The organism is Methanomethylovorans sp., from assembly GCF_050177135.1.
Lineage (GTDB): Archaea > Halobacteriota > Methanosarcinia > Methanosarcinales > Methanosarcinaceae > Methanomethylovorans.
This window is the reverse complement of record NZ_JBFXHJ010000217.1, coordinates 1-2763: the sequence shown is the minus strand read 5'-3', so window position 1 is coordinate 2763 and position 2763 is coordinate 1. Positions and strand designations below refer to the sequence as shown.

The 2763-nt window shown below is 44.5% G+C and carries 2 protein-coding genes and 1 pseudogene; 1 reads left to right on the top strand and 2 read right to left on the bottom strand.

Features of this window, described 5'->3' with window-relative positions; all coding sequences use genetic code 11:
• Together AB7U21_RS11685 and mtxX are read right to left on the bottom strand one after the other, a co-directional pair.
• Positions 1 to 266: pseudogene (locus AB7U21_RS11685) on the bottom strand (thymidylate synthase); the annotation flags it as partial.
• Positions 267 to 270: 4 nt separating this feature from the next.
• Positions 271 to 1116, bottom strand: coding sequence for a methanogenesis marker protein Mmp4/MtxX (mtxX, locus tag AB7U21_RS11680; protein ID WP_428389244.1), 846 nt, complete (start codon positions 1114 to 1116; stop codon positions 271 to 273).
• An 86-nt stretch (positions 1117 to 1202) separates the two neighbouring features.
• On the opposite strand from mtxX, the gene AB7U21_RS11675 reads away from it, so the two are divergent.
• The gene (locus AB7U21_RS11675; protein WP_428389242.1) at positions 1203 to 2705 is read left to right on the top strand and encodes a replication factor C large subunit; all 1503 of its coding nucleotides are present in this window, start codon (positions 1203 to 1205) and stop codon (positions 2703 to 2705) included.
• The last annotated feature ends 58 nt before the right edge of the window (positions 2706 to 2763 follow it).

Genomic DNA, 2763 nt, shown 5'->3' with positions numbered 1-2763 from the left:
CTTCGATCGTCGTCGGGTAGTGATACATCCCAATCAGCATATTCCTCGGTAAGCTCTTCCTTGTATTTCTTTCTGAGATTCTCCCCAATGGGAACAAAGGAGTTCACCTGATCAGCATTATCATCATTAATGACAACAGTAGCATGCAATCTGCGAGTCCCCGTACTGTAATCTGGTTTGTGATCTTCACCATTCTTGTATATCTCATATATCAACCGTGACCATGCAGAAGAGATGGTATCGGCTTCTATTAGTACTGCTTTCATAATTTCACCCTTTGCTTTTGTTCATATTAGCAAGTGCACCCGCAACCATGATCGCTTTGGCGTAATGTCCTCCAACCCTTGAAGTATCAACAAAAACATACTTGTCCATCAAGATCGGTGCTCCCATGCCATCACCACATCCCAAAAAGACAAGTGTACGGAAGATCAGATTGCCAGAGATGCCATCCGGAGCAATGAGGAAATTGGCTTCTTTGATAGCATCTTCAATAAGGATAGTATAATGCTTTGCTTTGATCCCCATTTTGTTCAATTGATTGACCATGAATTCCCCATCTGCCAAAGTACGGTCCACCCTGCTGTTGCGTCCCAGATCACCCATCCTGCCTCCGGAAAGTATTCCCAGCAGGGGCTCTATACCAAAACGGCGTATGTGTTCCGACCCAAGCCGTGCGAATTCCATTTTATCGGCAAGGTCCTCACCTTCATCTATACCTACCGGAGCAATAAAAAAAGGAGTTCCATCAGCCGTCGTAAGCAAAGCCACACGATGAAGTTTTTCCATCCCGAGAACCTTTTTAAGATAAGACAGTGTGTCAGACGCCCGGGCCGTACCCCTTACAGCAGCATCCACATGGCCAGAGGCCAAAAGGTCCACCATCACTTTTTCGGGTTCATCGGTTCCCACTACCTCAAGAGAAGTACCTAAAAACCCTATCTCCCGCTGGTCACCTACCAATATGACTTCCGCAAACCCCTTATCATTTGCTTCCTCTGCACTTGAGATGATCTTTTTGGTAGGATCCCTGATGCCGATGGCTACTTTTGCCCGGTTCTGAATAGCTTTGTTCCGAATAATGTCCACAAGGTCAGGCGTGGTCAGGAGCGACATGTCATGTACCTACAATTATTAATATCAAGCAAAACCAACAAAGGAGTGAAAACATTAATTAGTTTCCCTCTATTGGATATGATGCAATGACCACACCGAAAGAATGGGCTGAAAAATACAGGCCAAAAAGCCTTGCTGATGTCGTGGGAAATTCGGGTGCAACCGGACAACTTAGATCATGGGCTGAGAAGTGGCTGGACAGCATGCCCGAACAAAAGGCAGTGTTGCTCCATGGTCCGGCAGGTGTCGGAAAGACATCAACGGCCTATGCTCTTGCAATGGATATGGAATGGGAAGTTATCGAACTCAATGCCAGCGACCAGCGCACAGCCGATGTCATCGAAAGGGTCGCAGGTTCAGCTTCCAGAATGAGCACATTTGGGGGTATGGATTCCAAAAGGCTTATAGTGCTGGATGAAGCCGATAACATGCATGGGACAAGCGATCGTGGTGGTGCAAAGGCAATAGGGGATATAATCAGATCAACCGGTCAACCTATAGTATTGATAGCTAACGATGCCTATGGAATTCCATCGTCTGTCAGATCGAATGTCCTGGAGATCAAATTCAATGCACTTCAGGCACGTTCTATGATACCGGCCCTGAAGCGGGTAGCTCAGAAAGAGGGCCTGATGTGTGGTGTAGGCATTATAGAGAAGATCGCAGAGAATGCAGATGGTGATATGCGCAGTGCCATTAACGACCTGCAGGCAGTTGCCATGGGCAGAAATGAGATCAACATAGAAGACATTGCTACTGCGGAGAGAGATAACAAAGAATCCATATTCAAGGTAATGGAAAGGATATTTAAGGGAACTGATGCGAAAACTGCCCTTGAAACAACATACAACCTTGACGAAAGTCCTGAAGATCTTATCCACTGGATCAATGAGAATCTCCCGATCCAATATGCTGGTAAGGATGAAGGAATGATCACAGACCCGATCCGAAGCGGATATGAGTATATATCCCGTGCAGACCTGTTTCTTGGAAGAGTACAAAAAAGACAGAATTACCTTATGTGGCGTTATGCAAGCGTGCTCATGACATGTGGAACGGTCGTATCAAAGTCTCAACCGAAACGCGGTTTTGTGAAGTTCAATCCACCTTCTTTGTGGCGTCGTATGGGACAGCTGAAGGCTAGAAGGAACATGCGCAATAACATTGCAGCAAAGATAGCTGATCACTGCCATGAATCAATGCGTTACGCGGGTACAGACATAGCATTCATTTATAGCATATTGCTTGAAGACCAGGACTATGCTCCTGCGGTGGTAGCTGAGTTGGAACTGGACCTTGATGAACTTGTATTTCTGACAGGTGCGTCGAAAGTAACTAAAAAACTTCAGAAGATCTATGATGATGCAAAGGAACTAAGAAAAGAAAAGGGAGAAACAGAAGTTACTTTTTTCAAGGTGAAGGAAAAACAAACGATCAATGAAGATCAGAAGCAAACAAGACTTGCTGATATGATAAACAATAAAGAGAAGATTTCGGAAGAAAAGAACGGCAATAATGAACCTGCTAAGGAAAAAGAGAAGACAAACGGAATGATAAAAAAGCCGCAGAAGACATTATTTGATTTTTAGGCATTGATTTTTAAGATATTTGGATGCTCCATAATGAGAAAAAAACCTTTTTGGAAAT